At 64.6% G+C, this 25029-nt stretch carries 21 protein-coding genes; 10 read left to right on the top strand and 11 right to left on the bottom strand.

Translation table 11 applies throughout. The features are described from left to right. Positions 1 to 51: 51 nt before the first annotated feature. Positions 52 to 1050, top strand: a complete 999-nt coding sequence (locus MESOP_RS03570; protein ID WP_013891955.1) for an ABC transporter ATP-binding protein — start codon at positions 52 to 54, stop codon at positions 1048 to 1050. A gap of 269 nt (positions 1051 to 1319) precedes the next feature. Here MESOP_RS03570 and MESOP_RS03565 read toward each other — a convergent pair whose 3' ends face one another. The 5 genes from MESOP_RS03565 to MESOP_RS03545 form a co-directional block, all read right to left on the bottom strand. Beyond that, on the bottom strand, positions 1320 to 2165 hold the full coding sequence (locus MESOP_RS03565) for a fumarylacetoacetate hydrolase family protein (protein ID WP_013891954.1): 846 nt from the start codon (positions 2163 to 2165) through the stop codon (positions 1320 to 1322). A gap of 204 nt (positions 2166 to 2369) precedes the next feature. Then, complete coding sequence (locus MESOP_RS03560; protein ID WP_013891953.1) at positions 2370 to 3101, bottom strand: SDR family oxidoreductase; 732 nt, start codon at positions 3099 to 3101, stop codon at positions 2370 to 2372. Positions 3102 to 3288: 187 nt separating this feature from the next. Then, positions 3289 to 5661 carry an aldehyde dehydrogenase family protein gene (locus tag MESOP_RS03555; RefSeq protein WP_013891952.1) on the bottom strand — a complete coding sequence of 791 codons (2373 nt, stop codon included), beginning with the start codon at positions 5659 to 5661 and terminating at the stop codon, positions 3289 to 3291. 234 nt (positions 5662 to 5895) lie between these two features. Then, positions 5896 to 6942, bottom strand: a complete 1047-nt coding sequence (deoC, locus tag MESOP_RS03550; RefSeq protein WP_013891951.1) for a deoxyribose-phosphate aldolase — start codon at positions 6940 to 6942, stop codon at positions 5896 to 5898. A 221-nt stretch (positions 6943 to 7163) separates the two neighbouring features. Then, positions 7164 to 7991: a ferredoxin--NADP reductase gene (locus MESOP_RS03545; protein ID WP_013891950.1), complete on the bottom strand. Its 828-nt coding sequence runs from the start codon at positions 7989 to 7991 to the stop codon at positions 7164 to 7166. Between the two features lie 221 nt (positions 7992 to 8212). Between MESOP_RS03545 and MESOP_RS03540 the strand changes: the two genes are divergently transcribed. The 6 genes from MESOP_RS03540 (at position 8213) to MESOP_RS03515 (ending at position 14897) form a co-directional block, all read left to right on the top strand. Then, a complete protein-coding gene (locus tag MESOP_RS03540; RefSeq protein WP_013891949.1) occupies positions 8213 to 10297 on the top strand; it encodes a hydantoinase/oxoprolinase family protein in 2085 nt (694 codons plus the stop codon). A 16-nt stretch (positions 10298 to 10313) separates the two neighbouring features. Then, positions 10314 to 12056: a hydantoinase B/oxoprolinase family protein gene (locus tag MESOP_RS03535; RefSeq protein ID WP_041164501.1), complete on the top strand. Its 1743-nt coding sequence runs from the start codon at positions 10314 to 10316 to the stop codon at positions 12054 to 12056. Positions 12057 to 12184: 128 nt separating this feature from the next. Further along, positions 12185 to 12961, top strand: coding sequence for an ABC transporter substrate-binding protein (locus MESOP_RS03530; RefSeq protein ID WP_013891947.1), 777 nt, complete (start codon positions 12185 to 12187; stop codon positions 12959 to 12961). A gap of 65 nt (positions 12962 to 13026) precedes the next feature. Next, on the top strand, positions 13027 to 14142 hold the full coding sequence (locus MESOP_RS03525) for an aminomethyl transferase family protein (protein ID WP_013891946.1): 1116 nt from the start codon (positions 13027 to 13029) through the stop codon (positions 14140 to 14142). 59 nt (positions 14143 to 14201) lie between these two features. Further along, positions 14202 to 14408: a hypothetical protein gene (locus MESOP_RS03520; RefSeq protein WP_041163982.1), complete on the top strand. Its 207-nt coding sequence runs from the start codon at positions 14202 to 14204 to the stop codon at positions 14406 to 14408. A gap of 3 nt (positions 14409 to 14411) precedes the next feature. Further along, positions 14412 to 14897 carry a Fic/DOC family protein gene (locus tag MESOP_RS03515; RefSeq protein WP_013891945.1) on the top strand — a complete coding sequence of 162 codons (486 nt, stop codon included), beginning with the start codon at positions 14412 to 14414 and terminating at the stop codon, positions 14895 to 14897. 102 nt (positions 14898 to 14999) lie between these two features. Here the strand turns inward: MESOP_RS03515 and MESOP_RS03510 are convergent, their stop codons facing one another. The 6 genes from MESOP_RS03510 to MESOP_RS03485 form a co-directional block, all read right to left on the bottom strand. Continuing rightward, complete coding sequence (locus tag MESOP_RS03510) at positions 15000 to 15656, bottom strand: methionine ABC transporter permease (protein WP_013891943.1); 657 nt, start codon at positions 15654 to 15656, stop codon at positions 15000 to 15002. Beyond that, positions 15637 to 16725: a methionine ABC transporter ATP-binding protein gene (locus MESOP_RS03505; RefSeq protein WP_013891942.1), complete on the bottom strand. Its 1089-nt coding sequence runs from the start codon at positions 16723 to 16725 to the stop codon at positions 15637 to 15639. The genes MESOP_RS03510 and MESOP_RS03505 overlap by 20 nt, the downstream gene beginning before the upstream one ends. A gap of 85 nt (positions 16726 to 16810) precedes the next feature. Beyond that, positions 16811 to 17665, bottom strand: a complete 855-nt coding sequence (locus tag MESOP_RS03500; protein WP_013891941.1) for a MetQ/NlpA family lipoprotein — start codon at positions 17663 to 17665, stop codon at positions 16811 to 16813. Between the two features lie 243 nt (positions 17666 to 17908). Further along, positions 17909 to 19396 (bottom strand): aldehyde dehydrogenase, encoded by a 1488-nt coding sequence (locus tag MESOP_RS03495; protein ID WP_013891940.1) that lies wholly within the window; start codon positions 19394 to 19396, stop codon positions 17909 to 17911. Further along, on the bottom strand, positions 19393 to 20601 hold the full coding sequence (locus MESOP_RS03490; protein ID WP_041163981.1) for a cytochrome P450: 1209 nt from the start codon (positions 20599 to 20601) through the stop codon (positions 19393 to 19395). Before MESOP_RS03490 ends, MESOP_RS03495 begins: the two co-directional genes overlap by 4 nt. Positions 20602 to 20657: 56 nt before the next feature. Beyond that, positions 20658 to 22106, bottom strand: coding sequence for an APC family permease (locus MESOP_RS03485; protein WP_013891938.1), 1449 nt, complete (start codon positions 22104 to 22106; stop codon positions 20658 to 20660). A 190-nt stretch (positions 22107 to 22296) separates the two neighbouring features. Here MESOP_RS03485 and MESOP_RS03480 point away from each other — a divergent pair, with 190 nt between their 5' ends. From MESOP_RS03480 to MESOP_RS03470, 3 genes are read left to right on the top strand one after another with little or no spacing between them, the layout of a single operon-like run. Continuing rightward, positions 22297 to 23067, top strand: a complete 771-nt coding sequence (locus tag MESOP_RS03480; RefSeq protein ID WP_013891937.1) for an IclR family transcriptional regulator — start codon at positions 22297 to 22299, stop codon at positions 23065 to 23067. Continuing rightward, positions 23067 to 24347 (top strand): Tm-1-like ATP-binding domain-containing protein, encoded by a 1281-nt coding sequence (locus MESOP_RS03475; RefSeq protein ID WP_013891936.1) that lies wholly within the window; start codon positions 23067 to 23069, stop codon positions 24345 to 24347. Before MESOP_RS03480 ends, MESOP_RS03475 begins: the two co-directional genes overlap by 1 nt. A gap of 8 nt (positions 24348 to 24355) precedes the next feature. Further along, the gene (locus MESOP_RS03470; RefSeq protein WP_210160836.1) at positions 24356 to 25012 is read left to right on the top strand and encodes an HAD family hydrolase; all 657 of its coding nucleotides are present in this window, start codon (positions 24356 to 24358) and stop codon (positions 25010 to 25012) included. The last annotated feature ends 17 nt before the right edge of the window (positions 25013 to 25029 follow it).

Below are 25029 nucleotides of genomic sequence, written 5' to 3'. Positions count from 1 at the left end.
ATTGTCGTCGGGGGTGGCGCTGGCGCCCACTCATCAATTTGGAGGATCGCCGTGGGCTCGCTGAAGATCGAGAATGTAAAGAAGGCCTTCGGGCCGGTCGAGGTGCTGAAGGGCATCGACCTCGAAGTGACCGATGGCGAATTCGTCGTCTTCGTCGGCCCATCGGGCTGCGGCAAGTCGACCTTGCTGCGGGTCATCGCCGGGCTGGAGGATTCGACCTCGGGCCGCGTGGTCATCGATGGTGCGGATGTTTCCGCCACGCCACCGGCCAAGCGCGGCATTGCCATGGTGTTCCAGACCTATGCGCTCTACCCGCATCTGACGGTGAAGAACAATATGGGTCTTGGCCTGAAGCAAGCCGGCACGCCGACGGCCGAGATCGACCGCCGCATCGGCATTGCGTCCTCGATGCTATCGCTGGAGCCCTATCTTGAAAGGCGGCCGGCCGAACTCTCCGGCGGCCAGCGCCAGCGTGTCGCCATCGGCCGCGCCGTGGTCCGCGAGCCAAAACTGTTCCTGTTCGATGAGCCGCTGTCGAACCTCGACGCGGCGCTGCGCGTCAACACGCGGCTGGAGATCGCGCAGCTGCATCGCCGTCTGAAGGCGACGATGATCTACGTCACCCACGACCAGGTCGAGGCGATGACGCTGGCCGACAAGATTGTGGTGCTGAACGCCGGCAGGATCGAACAGATCGGCGGCCCGATGGAGCTTTACAATTCGCCGGCCAACGAGTTCGTCGCCGGCTTCATCGGCTCACCGAAGATGAACTTCATCGACGGGGCGAGACTGGGCGATACGGCCAAGACCATCGGCGTGCGGCCGGAGCATCTGACGGTCGCCCCAAAGTCCGGCAGCTGGAAGGGCACGGTCGTGCATGCCGAGCATCTCGGCGCCGACACTAACCTCTATCTCGACTGCGAGAAAGCGGGGCTGATCACGGTGCGCATTTTCGGCGTGTATGACGCCGAGCCGGGTGCGACGCTTTACGCGACGCCGGATCCGGCGAAGACCTATCGGTTTGGCGCCGATGGGAAAGTGCTGAAGTAGCGCGGCACCGACGCTCCTTTCCTCTCCCTCCGGAGGGGGGAGAGGTGGCGCCGCGAAGCGGCGACGGAGTGGGGGAAGCCCGTGCCCCAAGCGCAGTCGCCGAAAAGCAGGCACGACCCAGTGAGCGTCTAGTCTTTCGTGGAGCAGTCGACCCCCACTCCGTCGAGCTTCGCTCGACACCTCTCCCCCGATCGACGGGGGAGAGGAAAGGCGCGAAACCGTCTCCTCCTTCCGAACGACCATAAGAAGAGGACGGAAAAGTCGGCGGCCTACTCGTCCGCCTTGAACGTCTGCTTCTGCTGGCCGAGCCCCTCGATGCCCAGTTCCACCACGTCACCAGCCTTCAGGAACACCGGCGGCTTCATGCCCAGCCCGACGCCGGGCGGGGTGCCTGTCGAAATAATGTCGCCGGGGTGCAGCGACATGAACTGGCTGAGATAGGCGACGAGGTAGGCGACGCCATAGACCATGGTCCTGGTCGAGCCGTTCTGCATCGTCTTGCCGTTGACGGTCAGCCACATTTTGAGGTTCTGCGGGTCGGCCACTTCGTCCTTGGTCACCAGCCATGGGCCGGTCGGACCGAACGTGTCGCAGCTCTTGCCCTTGGTCCACTGGCCCTGCCGCTCGGCCTGGAAGGCGCGTTCGGACACGTCGTGCGAGACGCAATAGCCGGCGACATAGTCGAGCGCATCGGCTTCGCTGACATATTTCGCGGTCTTGCCGATGACCACGCCGAGCTCGACTTCCCAGTCGGTCTTCTCGGAGCCGCGCGGGATCAGCACGTCGTCGTCGGGCCCGACAATGGCCGAGCTTGCCTTCATGAAGATGATCGGCTCCGGCGGCACGGTGGCGCCGGTCTCGGCGGCGTGGTCGGAATAGTTGAGGCCGATGCAGATGAATTTGCCGGTGCCGGCGACGCAGGCGCCGAGCCGAGGTTTGCCGGAAACCGCCGGTAGCGATTTCGCGTCGAGCTTAGCCAGCATGTCCAGCGAGGCCGGATGCAGCGTGGTGCCGGCAATGTCGGCGACATGGGCGGAGAGATCGCGGATCGTTCCATCCGCATCGAGCAGGCCGGGACGTTCGTTCCCAACCTCGCCATAGCGCAGCAGTTTCATTTAAACCCTTCTCCTGGTTGCGGCCGCATGGCCCTTTGCAAACTCTCCGCCGAGGCGACGGCGGACCCTACTGATCGACCTGGTTCCGGGCAAGCGCGAGACTCGTGCCGGGCAAGCCGGCGCGCCGGATTTTCAGACTTCACGATCTCCCGAACAAACGCGGCCAAGAATCCCGATCTTCCCGTCTGTCCCGATTTCAGAGCTTCAGATCGACCAGCCGCCATCGATATTATAGGCCTGCCCGGACGTGTAGGTGGCGCCGGCCAGGTAGACGGCGAGATCGGCGATTTCCTCCGGCGTGCCGAGCCGGCCCATCGGCTGGCGGGCGATGAAGGCGGCCCGTGCCGCTTCATAGTCGCCTTGCGCATGCATGCGGTCCTGCAGCGACGGGCTCTCGACCGTGCCGGGGCAGATGGCGTTGCAGCGTATGCCCTTGCCGACATAGTCGGCGGCGACCGCCTTGGTCAGGCCGATCACGGCAGCCTTGGTGACGCCATAGGCGAAACGGTTCGGCACGCCCTTGGTGGAGCTGGCCAGCGAGGCCATGTTGATGATCGACCCGTCGCCGCGCTCCAGCATGCCGGGCAGCACGGCGCGGATGGTGCGGATCATGGCGCGCACGTTGAGATTGAAGGCGAAATCGAGATCGCTATCCTTCATCTCGAGGATCGAGCCGGAATGGACGAAACCGGCGCAGTTGAACAGCACGTCGACGCGGCCGATCTCGGCAAAGGCGGTGTTGACCGCCTCGTCGTTGAGCACGTCCAGCCTGCGGGCCTTGATCCCCGTCATCTTGGCGAGTTCGGCGAGGAGCGTCTCGTTGATATCGGTGGCGTAGACCGTGGCTCCAGCCTTGGCGAAGGCCAGTGCGCTCGCCTTGCCGATGCCTTGCGCCGCTGCCGTGACGACAACGATCTTGCCTGTCAGATCCGCCATGCTCTTCTCCTCGTCCGCTAGGATCATCCGCCTTTATCGGCAGCCGGCCAAAGCGTCATGTGCCAGTCACGAGCCATCGTGCGGCCTGCGCCGTGTCGGTTCACAGATAAAAATGTTTTTTCTCGTTAAAGAACATAGGCCCGGGCGTCAAGCCCGAACACGATCACCATTGTGGCTGTCCAAAGGCTCAGTCGCCGTAGGGCACCCAGACATTCTTCACCTCGATGGCGCGGCGCAGCAAGGCATCGCCGGCCGCCTCGTCGGACGCCCAGTCCAGGCTGCGGCCATTGCCGCTCCAGACGCGCTTGAGGTTACCGATGGACGAGGCTTCTGCCTTGGCGCAGGTCTCGGCATCGGCGAACACCCAGAGCCCATCGACATCGTCATGCTTGGCGAGCACCCCGGCAAGTTCCGCCGTGCGGCCGGTGACGATGTTGATGGCGCCGGCCGGAACGTCGGAATATTCGATCACCTGGTAGAGATCGGTGGCGAGCAGCGGGTAGCGTTCGGACGGCACGGCAACCACTGTGTTGCCCATGGCAAGCGCCGGCGCGATGAGCGAGATCAGGCCAAGCAGCGGCGAAGCATCCGGCGCGACGATGCCGACGACGCCGACCGGCTCGTGTAGCGCCAGCGTCACGGCACGCGCCGGCGGCTGGTGCATGCGGCCTTCGAACTTGTCGGCGAGGCCGGCATAGAGGAACAGGCGTTCGATCGACTGGTCGACTTCTTCCCGTGCGGCCTTGGGCGTTGCGCCGGTCAATTCGGTCAGACGAGCCGCGAATTCGCTGGCGCGGCCGGAAAGGTTTTCGGCCAGATAGTAGAGCACTTGGCTGCGGTTGTAGGCGGTCGCCTCCGGCCATGCCTTGCACGCGCGGGCAGCCGACACGGCATCGCGGATATCCTTGCGGTTGCCAAAACCGACTTCGCCGGCGAGCTTGCCCTTGGCGGTGGCGACGGCCAACGAATAATTGCTGTCCGGGCGTACCTGTTTGCCGCCGATGAACAGCTTGGCCGTGCGGTCGATGGCCGAGCCATCGGCCTGCTCGACCGGTTGCGCCGAGATCGTCGCCGGCTTGATGGCCGGACCGAGCGGCAGTTTTGCCGCGAGATACTCGAACATGCCCTCACGCCCGCCCTCGCGGCCGAAGCCGCTTTCGCGGTAGCCTCCGAAGCCGCAGGCGGCGTCGAACATGTTGGTGCCATTGACCCAGACGACGCCGGCCTTCAATTGCGGCGCGACATGCAAAGCCAGGTTGACGTTCTCGCTCCACACGCTCGCCGCCAGCCCATAGCGCGTGTTGTTGGCAAGCTCGATCGCTTCCTCGGTGTTGCGGAAGGTCATGGTCGCCAGCACCGGACCGAACACCTCTTCCTGGGCAAGAATGTTAGCCGGCGAAACACCGGTGGCAAGTGTTGGCAGGTGATAGTAACCCGAGGACGGCAGCGCCGCGTCCGGCTGCCAGCAGACGGCGCCTTGTCTGGCGCCTTCGGCGACCAGTCCCTTGACCCGGTCGAGCTGCGTGGCGTCGACCAGCGGGCCGATATCGGTGTTCTTGTCGAGCGGGCTGCCGACGCGCAGCCGGCTCATCCGCGTCTTGACCTTGGCGATCAAGGCCTCGGCGATGCCTTCCTGCACCAGGAGCCGCGAGCCGGCGCAGCAGACCTGGCCCTGGTTGAACCAGATGCCATCGACCAGGCCTTCGACGGCGCTGTCGAGATCGGCATCCTCGAAAACGATGAAGGCCGACTTGCCGCCAAGCTCCAGCGATAGTTTCTTGCCCGAGCCGGCGGTTGCCTTGCGGATGATCTTGCCGACTTCCGAAGAGCCCGTGAAGGCGATCTTCTGGATACCGGGGTGGTTGACGATGGCTCCGCCCGCTTCCGGGCCGCCCTGGACGATGTTGACGACGCCCTTCGGCACGCCGGCGCGCTCGCAGATCTCGGCGAACAGGATTGACGTCAGCGGCGTGAACTCGGCCGGCTTCAGCACCACCGTGCAGCCGGCGGCAAGTGCGGGCGCGACCTTCCACGCCAGCATCAGCAGCGGGAAATTCCATGGGATGATCTGGCCGACGACGCCGACGCCCTTGTGGCCGGGAAAATCCTTGTCCAGCGCCTGCGCCCAGCCGGCGTGATGGATGAAGTGGCGGATCGCCAAGGGCACGTCGATGTCGCGGCTTTCGCGGATCGGCTTGCCATTGTCGATTGTCTCAAGCACCGCGAACAGGCGTTGGTGCCGCTGCATGGCGCGGCCAATGGCATAAAGTACTTTTGCGCGCTGGTAGCCCGAGGATGCCGACCATTTCGGCAGTGCCTTGGTGGCTGCGGCGACGGCTGCGTCGATATCGGCGGCTCCGGCATCGGAGATCTTGGCCAGCAGCTTGCCGGAAGACGGCTCGCTGGTCTCGAAGGTCTTGCCGCCGCCAGCCGCCTTCCAGGCTCCGTCGATGAACAGCGCCTTGGAAAAATCGCGCCCGGCAAGCCAAGCGTCGGCCTCGTTGCGCGCTTCCGGCGCCGGTCCGTATTCCATGGCGTGGTAGCGTTCGAGAATATTCATGGATGGCTCCAGATAATTGTCTCAGGAGGCGTTCTTTCGCGCCCCCCTCTGTCCTGCCGGACATCTCCCCCACAAGGGGGGAGATCGGATTTTACGTCTGTCAGCCGCCATTTTGCAGCGGTGGCGATTGGCGAAATCGCCGATGCCAGCCAATCTCCCCACAAGTGGGAGAGATGTCCGGCAGGACAGAGGGGGGCGCCGTAGAGCTCCACGTTCAAAAACCTAATCCGATCCTCAAGCCATTGCGTGGCGGTGATTGGCCGAATAGTGGCCGGTCAGGTGATGCTCGAGCTGGCGCTCGATGTCGGTCAAAAGGCTCGACGCGCCGAAGCGGAACAGCTCGGGCTCCAGCCAGGGCCGGCCGAGCTCTTCCTTCATCAGCACCAGCCAGTCGAGCGAGGCCTTTGCCGTGGAAATGCCGCCGGCCGGCTTGAAGCCAATAAGGTGGCCGGTCTCCTCGAAATAGGCCCTGATGGCGCGGACCATGGCCAACCCAACCGGCAGCGTCGCGTTGACACTCTCCTTGCCGGTCGAGGTCTTGATGAAGTCGGCACCCGCCATCATCGCCACCATCGAGGCCAGCATGACATTGCGCAGCGTGGCGAGGTCGCCGGTGCCGAGAATGACCTTCAGATGCGCATCGCCGCAGGCGGCGCGCATCGAGACGATCTCGTTATAGAGTTCCCGCCATTTGGCGCCGAACACCAGCCCGCGCGGGATGACGACGTCGATCTCGTCGGCGCCGTCGCGCACCGAGGCCTCGATTTCCTGCAGCCGGGTCGACAGCGGCGCAAGCCCGTGCGGAAAGGCGGTGGAGACGGCGGCGACATGGATGCCGGTGCCGCGCACGACGTCGACCGCCGTGGCGACGAAGGGATGGTAGACGCAGACCGCGGCCGGCCGGATGGTTTCGCCCGCAATGCCGAGCCCCTCGACGATGTCGCGCCGGAACGGGTTGATCGCCTTGGCGCAGAGCCGGCGCACGCGCTCCTCGGTGTCGTTGGAGTTCAGCGTCGTCAGATCCATGCAGGCCACCGCGCGCAGCAGCCAGGCCGCCTGATTGTCGGCCTTGATCGAGCGCCGCTTGGTCAGGCTGGCGACGCGCCGTTCCAGCGCCGAACGGTTGACGCTGCGCACCGATTCCATGAAGCCGAGATCGAGCTTCATGCCGGGATTGCGCGCGATACGATGGTCCAGCGGGACGGCGCTATTGGCGGCGGCACGCGCGGGCAGCGGCGTCACCTTGGTGCCAAGGTCGGCTTCGCGGATTGTGCTGCTCATCTCCTGCCCTTTCATTCAGCGACGCACGCTTATGTCTTGGTGCGTATTGTCTATCGTCGCCCAAACCGCTCGACTGTTAGGGCGACACGCACGAAGATAGCCCGCGAAGCCATGCTTCACGAGTCCTCAAGCAAGGGATAGCCGAAAAAGGCCGCGAAAGCAGCTAGTTTTTGACCGGAAGGTCAAAATCCGATTCTTGAAGCCCGATTTTGGCAGAGGTCTCAACCGACGAAGGCGCGCTCGACCACGAATGTCGCCGGATGGCTGAGCGAGCCTTCCTGGAACCCGAGGCTCTCGGCCAGCTCCTTGACGTCCTTGAGCATGTGCATCGAGCCGCAGATCATGATGCGGTCGGTCTCAGGATTGAGCTTTTCGATGCCGAGATCGCTGTAGAACTTGCCCGAGCCAATCAGCGCGGTGATGCGGCCCATGCAGGCAGACTCCTCGCGGGTCGTCGAATTGTAGAGCGTGACGCGCCCAGTGGTCAGTTCGCCGATCAGCGGATCGCTCTCCAGCGCCGCCACCAGTTCCTGGCCATAGGTCAATTCGGCAATGTCGCGGCAGGTGTGGGTCAGGATCAGCTGGTCGAATTTCTCGTAGGTGTCGGGGTCGCGCAGCAGGCTGGCGAAGGGCGCGATGCCGGTGCCTGTCGAAATCATGAACAGCCGCTTGGCCGGCGTCAGCGCGTCGACCACCAGCGTGCCGGTCGACTTCTGGCGCATGATGACGGTGTCGCCCACCTGGATCTTCTGCAGTTCCGAAGTCAGCGGGCCGTCCGGCACCTTGATCGAGAAGAATTCCAGCTCTTCGTCCCAGGCCGGGCTCGCCACCGAATAGGCGCGGTATACCGGCTTCTCGGCATTGGGCAGGCCGATCATGACGAACTCGCCGGAGCGGAAGCGCAGCGACTGCGGACGGGTGATGCGGAACGAGAACAGCCGGTCGGTGTAGTGCTTCACCGAGACGACGGTTTCGGCATAGACATTGGCCGGGATGGGGAACTGCAGAGGGCGGGCGCCGTCGGTGCTGAACGCGGATGTGGTGTTCATCAAATCCAACTTTCTGGCTCAATTCACGGACGCGGGCGCCAAACCTTTTCCTGCACGCCCGGACCGTTCAGGTCCCGGCGTGCTGCTCGCACACTCCGAGTTGGTAAGCTCTTGTGTCCGGAATTTATTAGTATACAAACGATATTTGCGTCAAGATGGTGCCGCGAAACACCTTTCCAAACTGTGACATATCCGTAGTCCCAGCATTTCGGGTTTCGACTATGAAAGAGAATTTTTCGGTGCAGCAGCCGGATTCCCTGGGCAGCGTGGTTGCCGGCATCGATGTCGGCGGAACCTTCACGGACCTACTTCTGATCGACGGCAAGGACGGCGGCAAGGTGCATATCGCCAAGACCCCGACCACGGTCGACAACCAGGCCTTCGGTGTGGTTTCGGCGCTCGGCGACACCGGCTTTCCGATCGACGGCATCGACCTCATCGTGCACGGCACGACCACCACCACCAACGCGGTGCTGGAACGCCGGCTGGCCAAGACCGGCATGATCACCACGCGCGGCTTTCGCGACGTGATCGAGCTTGGCCGGCGCACGCGGCCACAAGCCTATGGAATGACCGGCACCTTCGTGCCCGTCATTCCCCGCAATCTCAGGCTCGAAGTGTCGGAGCGCGTCGAGGCGTCGGGCACGGTGCGCACGCCGCTCGACGAGGCCGAGATGCGCGCGGCGGTGAAGGCGCTGATCGACGCCGGCTGCGAATCCCTGGTCATCCACTTCCTGCACTCCTACGCCAACCCTTTGCACGAGCGGCGCGCCGCCGAGATCGCCGCCGAGCTCTGGCCGAACGGCTACATCACCACGGGCCACGCGCTGCTGTCGGAGGCGCGCGAATTCGAGCGCGGCGTCACCGCCTCGGTCAACGCTTCCGTGCAGCCGATCCTCGAGCGCTATGTCGAGCGGCTGCGCAAGGAATTGGCGGACAAGGGCTATGCCCGCGACTTCCTGATCATGAACGGCAATGGCGGCATGATCTCGGCCCGCTTCGTCACACGTGAATCGGCCAAGACGGTGATGTCGGGCCCAGCCTCCGGCGTCATCGCCGCCGCCTATACGGGCAAGCGTGCCGGCTTCGAGAACCTCGTCACCTACGATATGGGCGGCACCTCGACCGACGTGGCGCTGATCCGCAACGCCGAGCCGGCGGTGTCGAACGAGATCGAGATCGAATATGCGATGCCCATCCATGTGCCGATGGTGGCCGTGCACACGGTCGGCGCCGGCGGCGGCTCGATCGCCCGCGTCGATGCGGCCGGCCTGATCCAGATCGGACCGGAAAGTGCCGGCGCCAATCCCGGCCCGATCTGCTACGGCCGCGGCGGCCTGGAGCCGACCATCACCGATGCCAATCTGGTGCTCGGCCGGCTGGCGCCGAAGAAGCTGCTGGCGGTCGAGAATCCGGTCACGTCAGAGCGTGTCACTGGCATCTTCGCGGACAGGATCGGCAAGGCCACCGGCCTCTCCGGCGTCGAGGCGGCGGGTGCGGTGCTCAGGCTCGGCAACATGAAGATGGCCGGCGCCATCCGCATGGTTTCGGTGTCGCGCGGCCATGACCCCCGCGATTTCGCGCTGTTCGCCTTCGGCGGCGCCGGGCCGCTGCATGCCACGGCATTGGCGCGCGAGCTCGGCCTGCCCAAGGTGCTGGTGCCGGCTCGGCCCGGCATCACCAACGCGCTCGGCTGCGTCGTCGCCGACCTGCGCCACGATTTCGTCAACACCGTCAACCAGCCGGTCGCCATTCTCGATGAAACCCAACTCCACGACCTATTGGAACGGCACCGAAACGAAGGCGAGGAGCTGATCGGCAAGGAAGCGGTGAAGCCGGAGACGATCCGGGTCACCCACTCCGCCGATATGCAGTTCGTCGGCCAGACCCATATCATCAACGTGCCCCTGCCATCCTCGTCGGTGACCCGGCAGGAATTGCAGGCGCTGTTCGAGAAAGCCTACTTTGCCCGCTTCAAGGTCGAGCTGCCGGAGATCCGCGCCAACCTTGTCAACCTCAACACCTCGGTCACCGGGGTGCGGCCGGCGATCGATCTGTCGCGCCTGATCGACCCGGCCGGACGGGCAAAAACGCTCGACGAGGCGCGGCGCGAGATCCGGCCGGTCTGGTACAGCGGCCGCTGGCACGACACGCCAGTCTACGTACGCGAAAAACTGCCGCTCGACGCCATCATCGAAGGGCCGGCGATCCTCGAACAGATGGATGCGACCACAGTGCTCGAACCCGGCGACCGCGCGCGCTCGGATGCCGACGGCAACATCATCATCGACATCGGCGAGGCCTGAGATGCCCAATATGGATATGGCAAAGCTCGACGCCATCACGCTCTCGGTTTTGCAGGCCGCCTTGCAGCAGGTCTGCGACGAGATGGACCTGACCTTCTCCCGCGCCGCCTTCTCGCCCGTCATCGCCGAGGCCAATGATCGCTCGGACGGCATCTATTCGGCGGTCGACGGCTCGCTGATCGCGCAGGGGTCGCAGGGCCTGCCGGTGTTCGTCGGCGTCATGCAATATTCGACCAGGACGGTGATCGGGATGATCGCCGACGGCCGCTGCCTGGCCCCGGAGCCGGGCGACATCTACATCGTCAACGACCCTTATCTCGGCGGCACGCATCTGATGGATGTGCGCTTCGTCATGCCTGTCTACCGGGCGGGAGAAATCTTCTGCTGGCTGTCCAACACCGGCCATTGGCCCGACATTGGCGGCTCCGTGCCCGGCGGCTTCTCGGCTTCGGCCACTGCCGTCGAACAGGAAGGCCTGCGGCTGCCGCCCGTAAAACTGTTCAAGAAAGGCGTGCTCGATCCCGAGATCTACGCCATCATTTGCTCCAACATCCGCGTCGCCGACCAGCGCATCGGCGACATCCGGGCCCAGGCCGCGGCATTGCTGATCGGCCAGGACCGGCTCAACGGAATCCTGGATCGTTACGGTGACGAAACCGTTGTCGAGGCGATCGCCGAGCTGCGCCGCCGTGCCGCCGAACAGATGCGCGCCAACATAGCGGCCATTCCCGACGGTACCTACCGCTCCAGGGCCTTCGTTGATTCTGATGGGGTGGTCAACGAACCGCTGACCATCGCGCTCGCGGTCGAGAAGAAGGGCGATACGCTGACCTTCGATTTCGCCGGCTCGTCACAGCCGTGCGCCGGGCCGATGAACAGCGTTCTGGCGACGACGTTGTCCTCGGTCTATCTCGCCATGCGCCACATTTTCCCCGACGTGCCGATCAGTGCCGGCGCCTTCGAGCCGCTGATCGTCAAGCGGCCGGAAGGCACCTTCCTCGACGCCAGATATCCGCGCCCCGTGTCGGGCTGTGCGGCCGAAGTGTCGCAGCGTATCGCCGAGGCAGTGTTCGCCGCCATGGTGCAGGCGCTGCCGGACAAGGTGACGGCGGCTCCCGCCGGCTCGAGCGGCAATTTCGCGCTCGGCGGCAACGACCCGGCACGCGGCCGCGACTACGTCATGTACCAGATCTCCGGCGGCGGCTATGGCGGCAATTCAGGCCATGACGGCCTGACCAATGGCTGCTCGACCATCGGCATTTCCAAGTCGCCTCCGGTCGAGATCATGGAACAGGCGTTTCCGGTGCTCTACCGCCACTATGCCTTGCGTGAAGGCTCGGGCGGCGCCGGCAAGCATCGCGGCGGTTTCGGCCTCGCCTATGAGGTCGAGATCCTGCGCGGCGACGCGCGCGCCTCCTTCGTCATGGATCACGGCCGTTTCGGCCCGCAAGGCGCGCTCGGCGGCAGCGACGGCGAGCCCAACACGGTAACCGTGTTCCGCAATGGCGAGGAACATGTGCCGCCGCATTTGTCCAAGGAGCAGGATATCCCGCTGAAGGCCGGTGACCGCGTGCGCGTCGGCACTCCGGGCGGTGGCGGCTATGGCGATCCATTCCAGCGCGACGCCGATCAGGTGCAACGCGATGTGGCGCTGGGATATTATACACCGAAGGAAGCCAGCCAAAAATTCGGCGTGGCGCTGTCGGCGAACGACCTTTCCGTTGACCGCAAGGCGACGGAAGCACAGCGCGCGGGCTAGCCAACCCAAAGCCTTCAGTCCTCGCGAGGACAGCCTGCCGCGCCGTGATCGCCGCATCAGATGTCGTTTCCGTCTCCGCCGCGCGCATGAAAGCCCGTAGACTTCGCCAGTCAACGGGGATCTGGACCATGCGTCTTTTCGGTCGTTTCGTGCTTGCCGCTTCCGTCGCTCTCACCCTCGCCGCGGGCGCCGCTTCCGCCCAGGACAACAAACTCAGGATCGGTACCGAGGGCGCCTATCCGCCCTTCAACTATGCCAATGCCGACGGCACGCTCGGCGGCTTCGACATCGATCTAGGCAAGGCGCTGTGCGCCGAGATGAAAGCCGATTGCGAATTCACGGTGCAGGATTTCGACGGCTCGATTCCCGCGCTCCAGGCCGGCAAGTTCGACGCCATCATCAACATCACCATCACGCCCGAGCGGGCCGAGAAGGTCGAGTTCACCCGCAAATACTACCAGACGCCGCCGGCCATCGCGGTGCCGAAGGATTCGCCCATCGCGGGCACCTCGCCCGAAGATCTGAGAGGCAAGGCGCTCGGCGTGCAGACCGCCACCATCCATCAGAAATTCGCCGAGCAGAAATACGCAGGCTCGACCGTCAAGGCCTATCCGACCGGCGACGACGCCCGCACCGACATGGCCAACGGCCGGCTCGACGCGATGATGGATGGCTCGATCATCCTGACCGAATGGCTGAAGAAGCCCGACGGCGCCTGCTGCAAGCTGCTCGGCACGCTGACAGCCGATCCGGCCATTCACGGACCCGGCGTCGGCATCGCGTTGCAGAAGGGCAACAAGGAGTTGGCCGACAAGTTCAATGCAGCCATCGACGCGCTGCGCGCCGCCGGAAAGTACAAGGAAATCAACGACAAGTACTTTTCGTTCGACGTCTACGGGAATTGAGGCTGACACCAAATGCGTTCCGGCAGCGCCGCTTGGCGCTGCCGTTTTCATGAATGGAGACTTTCTTGGCTGAGCGGCGCTCCCCCTTCTACAGCAGCATCGTCGGATTGGGCGCGACTATGGGTCGGGTCGGTGGCGATTTCATCTCGGCCAAATATTATTCCGGCATCGCCGACGAGCACCTGAACACACGCAAGAATGTCGGCGTGCAGGATCTCAGCACCATGGGCAAGATGGACATCAAGGGGCCGGACGCCGAGGCGCTGGTCAACCATGTCATCGTCAACGATGCCGCGGCCATGAAGCCGGGCCAGGTGCGCTACTCCACGGTCTGCCGCGAGGATGGCGGCATCCTGGACGACCTCACCGTGTTCCGACTGGGGACCGAGCATTTCATGCTGGTGACCGGCTCGGTCAACCGGTTGAAGATGCTGCCCTGGCTGCTGCATCATGCCGAAGGACGCAAGGCCTATGTCACCGATATCACCGCAGCGGTCCCCTTCCCGACTATCCAGGGCCCACGCTCACGCGACCTGTTGAAAGCGCTGGTTAGGGATGCCGATCTGGACGGGCTGAAGCGCTGGGCGTTCACCTCGGGGCGCGTCGGGGAGACCAAGGTGCTGATCTCGCGCACCGGAGTCACCGGCGAACTCGGCTTCGAACTCTTCGTGCCGGCCGACGAGGCGGCCTCGGTCTGGGAAAGGCTGATGCAGGCCGGGCGGGACTTCGGCCTGAAACCCTATGGCGTGCTGGCGATGTTCACGCTCGGTCTGGAAAAGGCCTATCCGGCGCATGGCATCGACATGGATGAGAGCCGCACGCCGTTCCATGTCGGCCTCGACCGCTGGATCAAGTTCGACAAGGGCGATTTCATCGGCCGCGAGGCCCTGCTCAAGGTCCGAGACAAGGGCCTCGACGAACGCTGGACCGGATTGGTCCTCGATGGGGATAAGCCAGCCACGACGGATGCCAGGGTGATGGCCGATGGCGAGGACGCCGGCATCGTCACCTACAGCGATCATGGCTATTCCCTCGGCAAGGTACTGGCGACGGCGCATCTGCGGCTGCCCTTCACCGCCATCGGCACCGAACTGAGCATCGAGATAGAGGGCAAGCCGACGCGCGCGGTGGTGGCGCCGATGCCTTTCTTCGATCCGGAAGGGGCGAGGCTGAGGGGCTAGTCCAACTTGCCACGGAAATCGCTTTGGCCCCCCTCCCAAGGTTGTGATACGATCTCGAAATGAAGTCTCCCAGTTCAAGAACCATCCGTTCGGCCAAGACCGGCCAGTTCGTTCTGACGAGCGGGCGCGGCGAGAAAATTAGCGCCGTCGAAGGCATGAAGCTGTCGCCCCGCATGGCTAAGGTACTAAACCACAGTGCGCGGCACGGACTATCCGGTGATGAGCGGCGTTCGCTCATCAAGGAAGAAATCGGCAAAAAGAAATAGACGTTGGCCTACGTCGCCGAGTTCGATCCGCTCTGCTATCCCGGCACGACGGTGCTCATCAATTTGCTGGACATTCGTGACCAGACCGAACTCGATGAGGTCGAGCTCGCTCCGTTCTTGACACGCGCTGACGAACCTCTTCCGGCAGGCGAACTGGACTATCCTCATTATCGCAGTCTGCACCGGCATCTGTTCCAGGACGTGTATGCCTGGGCCGGTCAGCCGCGCACCATCCGCATCGGAAAGGGCGGCAGCTGGTTCTGTTATCCCGAGCACATCGCGACTGAGATGGCGCGGGTGTTCGGCGAACTCGGCAATCCCGACCGTTTAGCCGACCTAGACAGCGTCGGCTTTTCCGGGCACGCCGCCCACATCGTCGCGGAGATCAATGCCGTGCATCCGTTTCGAAGGCAACGGCCGAACCCAACTCACCTTCCTCGCGATGCTCGCCGAGCACGCGGGCCTGACATTCAATGCAGACATCCTTGAACGGGATCGCGTCATTCAAGCCATGATCGACAGTTTCAGCGGTTCCGAAGCGCCCTTGCAAGCACTGATAGAAGACATCATCGCCTAGTTCGTCAGCCGGTCTCATCCCCGCCGATCCAGCCGCGCCACCAGCCGGTCGCCCGCCCACTGGATGCCGCATACCAGGATGATCAGCACGATGACCACGGCGATCATCACCGAAGTCTCGAACCGCTGGTAGCCGTAGCGGATAGCGAGGTCGCCGAGGCCGCCGGCACCGATGGCTCCGGCCATCGCCGAGGCGCCGATCAGCGTCACCAAGGTCACCGTGAAACCGGCGACGATGCCGGGCAGGGCTTCGGGCACCAGCACCTCGCGGATGATCGTCCAGCGGTTACCGCCCATGGCGCGGGCCGCCTCGATCAGGCCATGGTCGACTTCGCGCAGCGACACTTCGGCGATGCGCGCATAGTAGGGCGTGGCCGCGATCGACAGCGGCACGATGGCCGCCCATGTGCCGATCGAGGTGCCGACGATCAGCCGGGTCAGCGGGATCAGCGCCACCAGAAGGATGATGAAGGGCACCGAGCGGAAACCGTTGATGACGGCGCCGAGCACGCGGTTGACCCACAGGCTTTCGGCGAGGCCGCCGCGTTCGGTGGCGATCAAGGCCAGCCCCAGCGGCAGGCCGAACACCAGCGAGATCAGGCCGGAGGCGGCCGTCATCAGCACCGTCTCCCAGATCGACCGCAGCAGAAGCTCAAACAGGATCGGCGACATGGCCAAGCACCTCCACCCGCGCCTGGCGGGATTTCAGAAATGTGATCACCTCGGCGAGATGCCCTGCATCATTGCCGGGGACGGAAAGGAACAGCGTGCCGACGGGCTGCTGCTGGACATGGTCGATGCCGCCGTGGATAAGACGGAACGCACCTGGCACCGTTGCCGCGAGATCGGACAGCAACGGCCCGCGTGCGGCGTCGCCGGCGACATCGACGCGCAGGATGGTGTCGGCGCCGGCTGACGGAAGCAGTCGCGCTGCGAGTTCGGCCGGCAATTGCGGCCGGATCGCGCCAAGCAGGCTTCTTGTGATGTCCGAGCGCGGATCGGCGAACACCGACCAGACCGGCCCTTCCTCGACGATGCGCCCGGCGTCGATCACCGCCACGCGGTCGGCGATCGAGCGGATCACCTCCATCTCATGGGTGATCAAAAGGATGGTCAGGCCAAGCTGCCGGTTGATGTCCTTGAGCAGCGCGAGAATGGAGCGTGTCGTTTCCGGGTCGAGCGCCGAGGTGGCTTCGTCCGACAACAGCAGCGCCGGCCGTGCGGCCAGCGCCCGGGCGATGCCGACGCGCTGCTTCTGTCCGCCCGACAGCGACGCCGGATAGGCTTTGGCCTTTTCCGACAGGCCGACGAGGTCGAGCAGTTCGGCCGCTCGCGCGAGCCGTTCCGCTTTCGAGCGGCCCTCGATCTTCAGCGGCAGCGCGACATTGTCCTCGACGGTCTTGGCTGACAAAAGGTTGAAATGCTGGAAGATCATGCCGATACGCCGGCGCAGCGGCTGCAGGTCGCGCTCGCCGAGCCGGCTGATCTCGCGGCCTTCGATGAACACTTGACCGGAATCGGGCCGCTCCAGACCGTTCAGGCAGCGGATCAGTGTCGATTTGCCGGCGCCGCTGCGGCCGATGATGCCGAGGATCTCGCCCTTGCGTACCGTCAGTGAGATGCCGTCGAGCGCCGCCGTGGCACCGAAACGGCGCTTCAGGTCGACAAGACGCACCACGTCCTGCGGCGGTGCGCCAGGTCGATCCATGGCCTCGGTGGTTTCGGTGAAATGCTGGTTCATACGCGGATCCTGAAAATACGATTGCGGCCCGCGCAATGCGCGGACCGCCTTCCTGTCGGAGCTGATAAGTCAGTGCCCGATGGTGTCAATAAGCGCTGAGGCCGGTGCCCTTGTAGACCTTGTCGAACTCGGATTTCACGGCCTCGTTCTGGTAGGAGGCGACCAGCGTCTTCACCCAGGCCTCGTTCTCATTGCCGACCTTGACCGCGATGAAGTTGCGGTACGGGTTGTCGGCGATCGGCTCTTGCGCAATGCGGTTTTCCGGCGTCAGGCCGCTTTTCAGCGCCCAGTCGGTGTTGACCACGGCCGCGTCGAGATCCTCGACCGAGCGGCCGACGATGCCGGCGTCAAGCTCCTTGATCTCGACCTTCTTGGGGTTTTCCGCGATGTCGGCGGTGGTGGCGAGAATGCCGGTGCCGTCCTTCAGCTTGATCACGCCCTCGTTCTGCAGCACCCGCAGCGCGCGGCCTTCATTGGACGGGTCGTTCGGCACGCCGATGACCGCGCCTTCGGGCAGGTCGGCGACCGCTTTGTACTTCTTGGAATAAAGGCCGATCGGCCAGACGCCGGTATAGCCGACGCGCACGATATGGTAGCCCTGGGTCTTGATCTGGTTGTCGAGATAGGGCTGGTGCTGGAAGGCGTTGGCGTCGATCTCGCCGCGCTCCAGCGCCTCGTTGGGCTGGGTATAGTCGTTGAACACCACGGTCTCGATGGTGAGGCCCTTTTCGGCGGCCTGGGCGACGACGACGCGCCAGACATCCTCGTCCTCGCCGCTGATGATGCCGACCTTGATCGCCTTCTTGTCCTCGGCGAAGGAGGCATGGGGAGCCATCAGGCCGCCGATCGCCACCGCCGATGCGAACAGCAGAGCAAGGCCATTGCGCCGGTTGAGGGTTGACCAAGGGGAAGCTGGCGAAGTGTTGTTGACGTCGGACATGATTGATCTCTGCGATTGTGAAGTCATGGCAGCAAGGCGGATTGCCTAGGCTTGGTCACATCGTCACAAATTTATCGATCTTATCAACGAACGTGTTTCGCCGATCTCGCCGAAGCCGGGAATATTCTCTCAAAAATCCTGAGGTAGCGAGCACAAGACGCCGCCGGCCGGCCGCAGGGAATCGCGATGCGACCCTGAGCGCCGCTGCAGGCGCTCAGATTCTCAAGGAGAGCCGGCAGGATCTCAAAGCGCGATCCAGGCGGTCTTCAACTCGAGATATTTCTCCAGCGCGTGCAGCGACTTGTCGCGGCCGAAGCCGGATTGCTTGACGCCGCCGAGCGGTACGGTGATGTCGGCGCCGCCATAGGTGTTGACGTGGACGACGCCGGCATTGATGGCGCGCACCATGCGATGCGCGGTGGAAAGATTTGATGTCCACACGGCCGAGGCAAGCCCGTAGACGGTCGAATTGGCAAGCCGCACCGCCTCCTCCTCGGTCTCGAATCGCATCACGCCGAGCACCGGTCCGAACACTTCCTCGCGGGCAAGCTGCATGTCCTGTGTCACATTCTCGAAGATCGTCGGCGCCATGTAGCTGCCTCCGGTCTCGGTCAGTATGCGCTCGCCGCCGGTGACCAGCCGGGCGCCTTCTTCGGCGGCCTTGGCGACGAAGCCGAGGTTCTTGTCCAATTGCTCGGCGCTCGACACCGCGCCGACGTCGCTTGCGAGATCGAGCGGATCGCCGACCCTAAGCCGCGTGGTTGCCGAGAGAAGTTCGTCCATGAAGCGGTCATAGACCGACGCCTGGACGAGCAGGCGCGAGCCGGCGACGCACACCTGGCCGGAATTGCGGAAGATGCCGTTGGCAGAGACCACCGCCGCCTGTTTCAGGTCGGGGGCATCGGCAAAGACGATGTTGGGCGACTTGCCGCCGAGTTCGAGGAAGACACGCTTGAGGTTGGAACGGGCGGAATAGTCGAGCAGCCGCCGGCCGACCGGCCCGGAGCCGGTGAAGGCGATGGCGTCGACATCCATATGCAGGCCGAGCGCTTCGCCGGCAGCCGCGCCACGGCCGGTCACGACGTTGAGCACGCCGGCGGGCAAGCCGGCCTCGGCGGCCAGTTCCGCCAGCCGTAGCAGCGTCAGCGACGCGATCTCCGGCGGCTTGACCACCACGCAATTGCCGGCGGCGAGCGCCGGGGCGATCTTCCAGGCGCCGATCATCAGCGGGAAATTCCACGGCACGATGACACCGACGACGCCGAGCGGCTCCTTGTGGATCAGCCCCAGCACATTCTCGGCCGTCGGCGCGATCTCGCCATAGACCTTGTCGATCGCCTCGGCGTAATAGCGGATGGTCCCGGCCGCCGACAGCGGTTCGGCCTTGTAGGCCATGCCGATTTCGGTGCCATTGTCGCGCACGCCGAGCACAGCCAGTTCATCGATGTGCTTTTCGACCAGCTCGGCGAGCCTGGTCAGCACTTTCTTGCGAAAGGCGGGTGCCGCGCGCGACCAGGAGCCCTTCTCGAATGCTTTGCGCGCCGCCTGGACCGCGCGATCGACATCGGCGGCATTGCCGTCGGCGATGCTGGCAAAAGGCCGGCCGTCGATCGGCGATATCACGGGCAGGGTCGCGCCGCCTGTCGCCTCGGCCTGCGCGCCATCGATGAACAGGCCACGCGCGCCGATCTCGGCCTTGCGCAGGATATCGATGGCATTCTGGGTGATCATTTGGGACCGACTCCGAAACTGACATGCAATGTGGTGGGCGCCCGGAATTCCCAGCCGCGGAACACCGGCTCCTTGCCGGGCACCAGTCTGAGATCGGGAAAGCGCTCGAGCAGCAGCCGTACCGCAAGGCACATCTGCTCGCGCGCGAAAAACCGGCCGGAGCAGAAATGATGGCCGAAGCCGAAGGCGGCGTGGTTGCCTTCGTCGCGATCGATGTCGAAACGGTCGGGGTCGGCAAATCGCCTCTCGTCGCGGCTGGCCGAGGAGACAAGTGCCGCCACTGGTGCGCCGGCGGGGATAGTCGCTCCGCCGATCTCGACCGCGCGGGTCGTTTCGCGTGTCTGCGTGCCGATCGGCGCCACCCAGCGCAGGCCCTCGTCGACGGCCTTGGGCACGAAGGTCTCGGGATCGTCGAGCACCTTGCGCAACTGGTCGGGGCTCCTCAGCAGGCCGACAAGGATCGAGCCGGCGCCGTGGCCCGGCTCCTGCATGCCGCCGAGCAGGATCACCTTGACGGTCGGCATCAGGAACTCGATCGGTCGCGTTTTGCCTTCCGGCATGCCGTCATGCAGCATGTGCGACAACGCCGAATCGTCGGGCTCACGGACCAGCCTTTCCAGCGTCGGCGTCACGGCATCGCCGACCTCGGCGCCGATCGCATCGGCGATTTCCTGCCGCTTAGGGTCCTTCTCGAAATTGATGGCGCCTTGGGCGAGGCCGTAGAACCAGCGGCGCAGCGTCGGCATGTCGATGTCGGCAAGGCCGAGCGAGCGTGCCAGGCAGAGCGTCGACACAGGCTCGAAATAATCGGCCATCAGTTCGGCCGAACCTTGGCTGGCGATCCGGTCGAGATAAGGCTCGGCGATCGAGCGCACGAGATCGCCGGCATAGGAGGCGACGGTGCGTGGCCGGTATCTCGGGTCGACGCCCTGGCGAAGGTGCTTGTGGATCTCGCCGTCGGTGGTCAGGATCGTCGGCTTGCCGAAGGAGCGCTCGACCGGCGATACGCCGGCCTTGACGATTGCGGAGAAGATGTCGGGCGACTTCGCCACCAGTTCGACATCCTTCCAGCGGGTGACAAACCAGAGATTGACCGAGGGCACGAAGGCGACCGGCGCACTGCGCCTGAGCTCGGCATAGATCGGATAGGGATCGGCCTCCAGCGCCTCGACGGTGATGTTTTCGGCAAAGCTCAAGGCCGCCACTCCCTTTGTGGTGGAAGGGGCGGCGTCACGCCGCCCCGCTACGTCTCTCGATCCGGTCAATCCTTCAGGGGCAGACCGAGGCTTTCGAAGGCCACCGGATCGCGGCTCTTCAAGGCGCCGGCCAGCAGCAGGCCGACCACCGCGGCGATCAGCACCAGCCCCGGCAGGAACACGCCGAGAAAGCCGCCGGCTCCCGACAGGCTGCCGAAATTGATGACGATCAGATAGATGATGACGACGAAGGCGATGAAGGTCAGCCCGGGCAGGATGGTCGTCTTCAGGGCATTTTCCTGCGCCGACGGATTGGCGCGGAAATACATGACCACGGCGAGCGAGGCCACCGCCATCATCACGATGACGCCGAGCGTCGCGACATTGGTCAGCCAGGAAAACAGCGCCAGCACCGGATCGAGGCCGAGCACGGCGAACAGACCGACGACGACGGCCGCCAGCACGCTCTGGATCACCGAGGCGACATGCGGGCTCTGGTGCGCCGAATGCGTCACGCCGATCGACTGCGGCAAAAGCTTCTCGCGGCCCGAGACATAGATGTAGCGCGCGACCGCATTGTGAAACGCCAGCACGCCGGCGAACAGGCTCGACACGAACAGGATGCTCATCGCCTGCGACAGCATCGTGCCTGCGTAGCGGTCGGACAGGCCGAACAGGAACGTCGTCGGATCCTGCAAGCCCTGCAGTGCCGGCAGCAATTTGTCGACACCGGCGCCGACCGCCATCAGCCAGGCGGTCACCATGTAGAAGACGCCGATCAACACCACGGAGATATAGGTGGCGCGCGGTATCGTGACCTTGGGATCGCGTGCCTCCTCGGCATAGATCGTCGTTGCCTCGAAGCCGATGAACGCCGCGAAGCAGAACAGGATGGCGATCGCCGGCGCACCGCTGGTGATCTGGCTCCAGCTGAAGGGTGCGGCCGACAGTCCGCTGTCGCCGCCGGTCTTGAGGATAGCGATGTCGAGGATCAGCACCACGGCGTATTCGCAGAGAACCAGCACCGTCAGGATCTTGGCCGATAGGTCGACCTGGCGGTAACCGAGCACGGCGACGAGCGCGATGGCGATGAAGCTCCACACCCACCAGGGCAGGTTGATGCCCCAGCCGGCGAACAGTCCGGCGGTAGCGGCACCCAAAAGGCCCATGACGCCGATCTGCATGGCGTTGTAGGACAGGATCGCGATCAGCGCCGTGGCGCCGCCGGCATGGCCGCCGAGCCCGCGCGCCGCGTAGGCATAGAAGGCGCCGGCATTGCCGACATGCCGCGACATGGCGACATAGCCGACCGCGAACAACAACAGCAGCACCGTCACGATGAGATAGGTGCCGGCAAAGCCGGCGCCATTGCCCATCAGCATGCCGAGCGGCGTGCCGCCGGCCACCGCCGTGAGCGGAGCCGCCGCCGAAATCACCATGAAGGTGATGGCGCCCACGCCAAGGCTGTTCTTGCGCAGCCTGTTGGCTGGCGCCTGTTCCAAAACTGCTGTCATTGGTCCCTCCTGTTTGCAAACCAAGATCGGTTTGCTGGCCGCATGGCCTGTCCCATATCGCTCTGGCGGTTCGGTTCATTATTTGAACCATTATTTTGAATATAGACTTGCAAACAAACCGGCTTCCTGTCAAGTTAATTCACACGTTAAATGATTGCCTCTGAATGGATGGCAATGCCGGGAGGTAAATTTGGGTACGGTTGGAAAAGCGATCTCGCTTCTGGAGCTGTTCACCGTGGCGGAGCCCGAACTCGGCCTGTCCGATCTGGCGCGCCGGTCGGGCTTCGACAAGGCGACGACGCGGCGGCTGCTGGTTGCGCTGACCGCCCATGGCTTCGTCGAGCAGGATGGCGGTACGCGGCACTACCGCCTCGGCGCCGGCCTGTCGCGGCTGGCGCGCATCCGCGAGGCCCGCTTCCCCTTCCTCCAGACGGCTGTGCCGCTGGTGCGGGATCTGGCAAGTGCCACGGCGGAGACGGTGCATCTGTCGGAATTCGGCATCGACAGGCTGGTCACCGTCCATGTCGAGCATCCCACGCGGGCAAACCGGGTCAACGTCGATATCGGCCAGCTCCTGCCGCTTCATTCGACCGCCTCCGGCATCGCCTATCTGTCCTTCGCCAGGGAGGAGACCGTCAAGGCATGCCTGGCGGGTCCCCTCGAGGCGTTCACCGCGCACACGCTGACCGAGCCGGCCGCCATCTCCCGCTCCCTGGATGAGGCGCGCGGGCGCGGCTACTCGATCTGCGATCAGGGCCTGGAAGAAGGCGTCATCGGCGTGGCGGCGGCAATCCTCGCTGCGGACGGCTTCGCGCTCGGCACCATCGCGGTGGCCGCGCCGAAGGCCAGGACGACGGCAGCCGACATCGCGGCACGAGGGCTTGCGGCCGTCGCCGCGGCGCGGGAAATTTCGATGCGTCTCAATGGCGAGAATCTGCAAACCCTGAGGAGGCAGGCCTGATGCCCGTGGATCCCGCGCCCCGCATCCTGGTCATCGGCACCGGCGACACCAAGGCCGATGAGCTGCTGTTCATGAAAGCCTGCATCGAGGCATCGGGCGGCCGCGCCGTCATGATGGATGTCAGCGTGCTCGGCGATCCGCCCTACAGCCCCGATCACGACAAGCATGCCGTGGCCCGCGCTGTCGATGTGACGATCGCCGAGATCGTGTCGAGCGGCGACGAAAACACCGCCATGACACTGATGGCCGGTGGCGCGGTGCAACTGGTGCGCCAACTCCATCAGCGCGGCGAGATCGACGCCTTCATCGCCATCGGCGGTTCGATGGGCACCGATCTGGCGCTCGACGTCGCGCTCAGCCTGCCACTCGGCGTGCCCAAATTCGTCGTCTCGACCATCGCCTATTCGCACCTGATTCCACCCGAGCGCGTCGCGCCCGACCTGATGATGATCCTCTGGGCGGGAGGGCTCTACGGCCTCAACAACATCTGCAAGCTGGTCCTGTCGCAGGCCTGCGGCGCGGTCGTCGGCGCGGCCAGGATCGTGCTTGCGTCACGCGCGTCGGCGCCTGCACTCGGGCCGACCATCGGCATGACCTCGCTCGGCGGCAGTTGCCTGCGCTACATGAAGACGCTGAAACCGGCGCTGGAACGGCGCGGCTATGACGTCGCCGTCTTTCACACCACCGGAATGGGCGGCCGTGCCTTCGAATCGATTGCCGGCCAGGGTCATTTCTGCGCGGTATTCGACTTCAGCCTGCAGGAAATCACCAACCATCTTGCCGGCTCCGTCGTCAGCTCCGGCGCCGACCGGCTGGAGAACGCCGGCGCCCGTGGCATCCCGCAGATCGCGGCACCAGGCGCCGTGGATATGGTCGACCTGCCGACCTGGCAGGATTTGCCGGCAAAGTTTTCGCAGCGGCCGTTTCACGCCCATAACAGGCTGATTGCCTCCGTCACCGTCGATGCCGATGATCGCCGCCAGGTCGCCAGGACCATCGCCGCCAAGCTCGGCGCGTCGAAGGGCCGCTCCGCCTTCATCCTGCCATCCGGCGGCATCCAGGAGTGGGACATGCAGGGCGAACCGCTCTACGAACCCGAGGCCCTTGCCGCCTTCGTCGACGAAATGCGCAAGGCTATACCCGCCGGGGTCGAGTTCCACGAGATCGACGCCCACATCAATAGCGACGCCTTCGTCGGCAAGGCGCTCGAGATATTCGACCGCTGGGTCGAGGAAGGCGTTGTCCCGCGCGGTACCCCTGCCAAGGGAGTGGCCGCGTGAGCGCTGTCCTGGCAAAGGCGCTTGTCCTTGATTTCGGCGGCGTTGTCACGCGAACGCTGTTCGAAACCCATGCCTTGACCGAGCAGGCGCTCGGCCTGAAGCCCGGAACGCTGCAATGGCGCGGGCCGTTCGATCCGGCGAGTGATCCGCTGTGGCGTACGATGCAGGCCGACGAGATCAGCGAGCGCGATTATTGGCGCACCCGCACCAGCGAGGTCGGCCGGCTCGTCGGCGAGGACTGGCAGGCGATGGAAACTTTCGTCCAGCGCGCCCGCGGCGCCGAGCCGGAAAAGGTGGTGCGGCCCGAGGCCGACAGCGCCATCCGCGCCGTCCATGCGGCCGGCTTCCGCCTGGCGATCCTGTCCAACGAGCTCGATCTGTTCTATGGCGCCGGCTTCCGCCAAAAACTGCCGCTGCTCGGCTTGTTCGATGTGATCGTCGACGCCACCCATACCGGCATCCTCAAGCCCGACCCACGCGCCTATGCCTTCGTCACCGAAGCGCTCGGCCTGCCCGCCGGCGCTTGCGTATTCGTCGACGACCAGCAGCGCAATATCGATGGCGGCCGTGCCGCCGGCATGCGCACGGTTCATTTCGACGTTGCCCGGCCGGCATTTTCCTACGCCGAGGCACTCGGCCATTTCGACCTCGTCCCCGCCGTCTGAGAACCATTTTCGGAGCC

The sequence above is a fragment of the Mesorhizobium opportunistum WSM2075 genome (assembly GCF_000176035.2).
GTDB lineage: Bacteria > Pseudomonadota > Alphaproteobacteria > Rhizobiales > Rhizobiaceae > Mesorhizobium > Mesorhizobium opportunistum.
This window is presented reverse-complemented; position numbering and strand designations above follow the sequence as displayed.

Bases quoted from the DNA above. Each gene is read 5' to 3' on its own strand.
- MESOP_RS03565 (WP_013891954.1), bottom strand. From the start codon at position 2,165: ATGAAACTGCTGCGCTATGGCGAGGTTGGGAACGAACGTCCCGGCCTG.
- MESOP_RS03560 (WP_013891953.1), bottom strand. From the start codon at position 3,101: ATGGCGGATCTGACAGGCAAGATCGTTGTCGTCACGGCAGCGGCGCAA.
- MESOP_RS03555 (WP_013891952.1), bottom strand. From the start codon at position 5,661: ATGAATATTCTCGAACGCTACCACGCCATGGAATACGGACCGGCGCCG.
- deoC (WP_013891951.1), bottom strand. From the start codon at position 6,942: ATGAGCAGCACAATCCGCGAAGCCGACCTTGGCACCAAGGTGACGCCG.
- MESOP_RS03545 (WP_013891950.1), bottom strand. From the start codon at position 7,991: ATGAACACCACATCCGCGTTCAGCACCGACGGCGCCCGCCCTCTGCAG.
- MESOP_RS03540 (WP_013891949.1), top strand. From the start codon at position 8,213: ATGAAAGAGAATTTTTCGGTGCAGCAGCCGGATTCCCTGGGCAGCGTG.
- MESOP_RS03535 (WP_041164501.1), top strand. From the start codon at position 10,314: ATGGCAAAGCTCGACGCCATCACGCTCTCGGTTTTGCAGGCCGCCTTG.
- MESOP_RS03530 (WP_013891947.1), top strand. From the start codon at position 12,185: ATGCGTCTTTTCGGTCGTTTCGTGCTTGCCGCTTCCGTCGCTCTCACC.
- MESOP_RS03520 (WP_041163982.1), top strand. From the start codon at position 14,202: ATGAAGTCTCCCAGTTCAAGAACCATCCGTTCGGCCAAGACCGGCCAG.
- MESOP_RS03510 (WP_013891943.1), bottom strand. From the start codon at position 15,656: ATGTCGCCGATCCTGTTTGAGCTTCTGCTGCGGTCGATCTGGGAGACG.
- MESOP_RS03505 (WP_013891942.1), bottom strand. From the start codon at position 16,725: ATGAACCAGCATTTCACCGAAACCACCGAGGCCATGGATCGACCTGGC.
- MESOP_RS03500 (WP_013891941.1), bottom strand. From the start codon at position 17,665: ATGTCCGACGTCAACAACACTTCGCCAGCTTCCCCTTGGTCAACCCTC.
- MESOP_RS03495 (WP_013891940.1), bottom strand. From the start codon at position 19,396: ATGATCACCCAGAATGCCATCGATATCCTGCGCAAGGCCGAGATCGGC.
- MESOP_RS03485 (WP_013891938.1), bottom strand. From the start codon at position 22,106: ATGACAGCAGTTTTGGAACAGGCGCCAGCCAACAGGCTGCGCAAGAAC.
- MESOP_RS03475 (WP_013891936.1), top strand. From the start codon at position 23,067: ATGCCCGTGGATCCCGCGCCCCGCATCCTGGTCATCGGCACCGGCGAC.